The organism is Allobosea sp. CER48 (assembly GCF_044752385.1).
Classification (GTDB): domain Bacteria; phylum Pseudomonadota; class Alphaproteobacteria; order Rhizobiales; family Beijerinckiaceae; genus Allobosea.
The window spans coordinates 1-4,256 of the sequence record NZ_JBIWYK010000273.1; the positions used below are offsets into that span (position 1 = coordinate 1).

Annotated in this window: 5 protein-coding genes; 4 read left to right on the forward strand and 1 reads right to left on the reverse strand. The window is 66.9% G+C overall.

What is annotated here, in order from left to right:
* Positions 1-195: 195 nt before the first annotated feature.
* On the forward strand, positions 196-1,065 hold the full coding sequence (locus ACIPIA_RS11095; protein ID WP_400509444.1) for a TIGR01459 family HAD-type hydrolase: 870 nt from the start codon (positions 196-198) through the stop codon (positions 1,063-1,065).
* A 66-nt stretch (positions 1,066-1,131) separates the two neighbouring features.
* Here ACIPIA_RS11095 and ACIPIA_RS11100 read toward each other — a convergent pair whose 3' ends face one another.
* Positions 1,132-1,518 (reverse strand): response regulator, encoded by a 387-nt coding sequence (locus ACIPIA_RS11100; RefSeq protein ID WP_400509446.1) that lies wholly within the window; start codon positions 1,516-1,518, stop codon positions 1,132-1,134.
* Between the two features lie 250 nt (positions 1,519-1,768).
* Here ACIPIA_RS11100 and ACIPIA_RS11105 point away from each other — a divergent pair, with 250 nt between their 5' ends.
* From ACIPIA_RS11105 to ACIPIA_RS11115, 3 genes are all read left to right on the forward strand, one after another.
* On the forward strand, positions 1,769-2,224 hold the full coding sequence (locus ACIPIA_RS11105; protein WP_400509448.1) for a MaoC family dehydratase: 456 nt from the start codon (positions 1,769-1,771) through the stop codon (positions 2,222-2,224).
* A gap of 94 nt (positions 2,225-2,318) precedes the next feature.
* Positions 2,319-3,302 carry a bifunctional riboflavin kinase/FAD synthetase gene (locus ACIPIA_RS11110; RefSeq protein WP_400509450.1) on the forward strand — a complete coding sequence of 328 codons (984 nt, stop codon included), beginning with the start codon at positions 2,319-2,321 and terminating at the stop codon, positions 3,300-3,302.
* Between the two features lie 207 nt (positions 3,303-3,509).
* Positions 3,510-4,256, forward strand: a 747-nt coding sequence (locus tag ACIPIA_RS11115) for a class I tRNA ligase family protein (protein WP_400509452.1), incomplete at its 3' end; no start/stop codon positions are given.

Consider the following 4,256-nt stretch of genomic DNA (forward strand, 5'->3'; position numbering starts at 1 on the left):
GAGCGGCTGCCGTTCCGCGCCGTGCTGCGCCGCGCGATCGCCTGACGGAGCCGGCTCAGGCAACATCCGGTTCCGCTCCCGACGAATCCCGTCTAGACCAGCTGAGCGGGGCGCCAGCCGCCTCGGGAGCCGGCTTCGATCGGGTTCGACCGAGATGATCGAGGCATGCGTCTCTAGCCAGCGGAGATCGAGACAGTGTCGCCATCGGGGATCGCTTCAACCATCGCCCTTTCGGGCTTCTCGGAGGTCGCCGACCGTTTCGATCTCTGCCTCTGCGATGTATGGGGCGTGGTCCATAACGGCGTCGCCGCCTATCGCGAGGCTGTCGTTTCGCTGATGCGGATGCGCGAGCGCGGCATCAGCGTCGTCCTCGTGACCAACGCGCCGCGCCCGCGCGAGGTCATCATCGGCCAGCTCGACGGGTTCGGCGTGCCGCGCGAAGCCTGGGACGCGGTCGTGACGTCGGGCGATGTCTGCCGAGCGCTGATTCGCGTCCGCGCCGGGGAGCCGATGTACCGCCTCGGCCCCGATCGCGACCTGCCGCTGATCGCCGGGCTCGACGTCCAGGAAACCAGCCCTGAACAGGCGTCCTATGTGCTCTGCACCGGCCTGTTCGACGACGAGAACGAGACGGCGGCGAGCTATGCCGACCTGCTCGCCGGCTTTGCCGCGCGCAGGCTGCCTCTGATCTGCGCCAATCCCGATCTCGTCGTCGAGCGCGGCGGGCGCATCATCCCCTGCGCCGGCGCGGTCGCGCTGGCCTATGAAGAGATCGGCGGCGAGGTGGTCTATGCCGGAAAGCCGCATCGCCCGATCTACGAGTCGGCGCTGGCCGAGGCCGAGGCGAGCCGTGGCGCGCCGATCGCCCGTGACCGGATCTGCGCGGTCGGCGATGCGATCCGCACCGACATTGCCGGCGCGGTCGGCTTCGGCGCCGCGGGCATCATAGTGCTGGCCGGGATTCACGCCCAGGACCTGATGGAAGCATCCTGGGAGGAGCGCCATGGCTGGTTCGGCCGGCAGACGCATCGTCCGGCCTATGCGATGCCGCATCTGGTCTGGTGAGGCGATCTAGCCGCTTGCCGTCACCGCGCATTCCCCTGAACGCGGCCTGCTCCGTGGGCCGCTGCCTCAGGCGGCGACGCAGACGGACTCGATCTTCGACTTCAGCATCTGCGCGTTGAACGGCTTCACGATGTAGTTGCTGACGCCGGCCTTCTTGGCGGCGATGACGTTCTCGGTCTTCGATTCCGCCGTGACGATGATGAAAGGCGTCTGCGAGAGCGCGGTCTCCTCACGCACCTTCTGCAGCAGCTCGAAGCCGCTCATCGGCTCCATGTTCCAGTCGGAGATCACGAGACCGTATTTCTTGTCGCGCATCTTGGTGATCGCGACCGATCCGTCCGAGGCGTCGTCGACATTCTCGAAACCGAGCTGCTTCAGCAGGTTCCGGATGATGCGGATCATCGTTTGGTAGTCATCGACCACGAGGATCGGCATGGACGGATCGAGAGCCATTGAGACGCTCCAGGCAGGGCGGTTGCGGCGCCAGGACATACCAGTGCCACGCCGCCTTTCAAGGCGGCCTCCACTCGTTCTCCGGTGATAACGCTGCGGTATTGCGAAGCGGTTAATCCGATCGCCAAGTGACGCAAGGGCATGGCGATGCGCCGCACCAAAGTCCAATTGCGGTCATGCTGCGCTTGCGAGATGGTGTTCGCGGGCGGGGACAGGAGGCGACGGTTCGCAAGGGCCGCGCGTGAGATCCATGACAGTTCAGACGATGCCCGGCACGCTCTACACCGTCCACAGCTTCGAGGATCTGGCGATCGGCCGGAGCGAAAGCCTGATGCGCACCGTGATGGAGCGTGATGTCGCGCTCTTCGCGGAGCTGTCCGGGGATGCGAACCCGATCCATCTGTGCGACCATTTCGCCGCCAATACGAAATTCGGGCAGCGCATCGCCCATGGCATGCTGACGGCGAGCCTGATCTCGGCGCTGCTGGGTACGCGTTTGCCGGGGCCGGGCGCCGTCTATCTCTCGCAGACGCTCACCTTCCTGGCGCCGGTGAAGATCGGCGATGTCGTCACCGCGCGCGTCGAGGTGGTCGAGCTCGTGCCTGAACGCCGCCGGGTCCGCTTCTTCTGCGAATGCCTTGTCGACGGCAAGGCGGTGATGGAAGGAGAGGCCTGGGTGGCGATGCCGCCGAAGCCCAAATCCTGACCCGCCTGTTCCGCCTGCGGCCTTGACGGCCCGCAGGCCTTCGCCGCAAACACGGCCATCGCCCGGGTTGCGGGCAGACGGACGTTCCTGATCGATGTCATCCCCTGCCGATGCGCCGTTGAGCCCCGAGCCGGCGGCCGTGGTCCTCGACCTCGACAAGCCGATACCCGACGCCTTGCGCGGCGCTGTCCTGGCGCTCGGCAATTTCGACGGCGTCCATCGCGGTCATGCCGAGCTGGCCCGCGTCGCGGGCGCGATGGCGCGCGACCTCGGAACGCGGCCTGCAGCCTTCACCTTCGAGCCACATCCACGCAGCGTCTTTCGCCCCGACCAGCCGGTCTTCCGGCTCACGCCGCCCCAGATCAAGCTCGAACTGCTGGCCGAGGCCGGCCTCGGCCAGGTCTTCGTCCTGCCCTTCGACCGCGATATCGCGGCGATACCGGCCGAGCATTTCATCGATGACCTGCTGATCCGTCAGCTCGGCGCTGCCGGCCTCGTCTGCGGCTACGATTTCCACTTCGGCAAGGGGCGCACCGGCTCGCCGGAGATGCTGCAGGCCCATTGCCTTGCTGCCGCGGTTCCGGTGAGCGTGGTGCCGCCCTTCGCCTGGCAGGGCGAGGCGGTGTCGTCGACGCTGATCCGCACGGCACTGGAGGAGGGGGATGCCGCACGCGCTGCGGATTTCCTCGGGCGGCCCTGGTTCGTGCGGGGCCTCGTCGCGCATGGCGACAAGCGCGGCCGCGAGCTCGGCTACCCGACCGCCAACATGCAGCTCGCCCGCGACTGCAGGCTCCGCCACGGCATCTATGCGGTGCGCATGAAGATCGAAGGCGTCTGGCATGACGGTGTTGCCAGCTTCGGTCGCCGGCCCACCTTCGATGATGGTGCGCCGCGGCTGGAAACCTTCGTTTTCGATTTCTCCGGAGATCTCTACGGCAAGCGCGTGGACGTGGCCTTCGTCGGCTGGCTGCGTGGCGAAGCCAGGTTCGACACGCTGGAGGCCCTGATCGCGCAGATGGATGCCGACAGCACCCGTGCGCGCGACATCCTGACGAAGACGCCGCCCTTCCTTCCGTGAGCCGCGCCTGCTAGAAGCCCCTTCATGCCCGCCGAACGCGCCATGCTGATCGATCTTTCCCGGCGAATTACGGGCCCGGCTGCCGCCTCGCGCTAGACACGGCGCGGGCGCTTGCGCAGTCCGGGTTGAAGACCGCTTTTCCCGTTTCAAGAGTGGACGCCCGAGGCCAGCCGATGGGCCCGCCGTCCCGACTGTCCGAGCCGGATGATGACCGACAAGACCAACAACGCCAAGGCCGCCCCCACTGCCGGTGACGGCGTCGACTACTCGCAGACGCTCTTCCTGCCCCAGACCGAATTCCCGATGCGCGCCGGCCTGCCGCAGCGCGAGCCGGAACTGCTCGCCCGCTGGGCCAGGATCGACCTCTATCGCAAGCTGCGCGAGGCCGGGCAGGGGCGGGACCGTTTCGTCCTGCATGACGGCCCGCCCTATGCCAACGGCAACATCCATATCGGCCATGCGCTGAACAAGGTGCTGAAGGACCTCGTCACCCGTTCGCAGCAGATGCTCGGCCACGATTCCAACTACGTGCCGGGCTGGGACTGTCACGGCCTGCCGATCGAGTGGAAGATCGAGGAGCAGTATCGCGCCAAGGGGCTGAACAAGGACGACGTGCCGGTCGTCGAGTTCCGCAAGGAATGCCGCGCCTTTGCCGAGCACTGGGTCGATGTCCAGCGCGCGGAGTTCAAGCGCCTCGGCGTCGAGGGCGACTGGGCCAACCCCTATCTGACGATGGCCTATCCCGCAGAGGCGCAGATCGCCCGCGAGATCATGAAATTCGCGGAGACCGGCCAGCTCTATCGCGGCTCCAAGCCTGTGATGTGGTCGGTGGTCGAGAAGACCGCGCTCGCCGAGGCCGAGGTGGAGTACGAGGAGCATACCAGCGACACGATCTATGTGCCGTTCCCGGTGGTCGATGCGCCGGCGGAGCTCGCCGGATCGGCGGTCGTGATC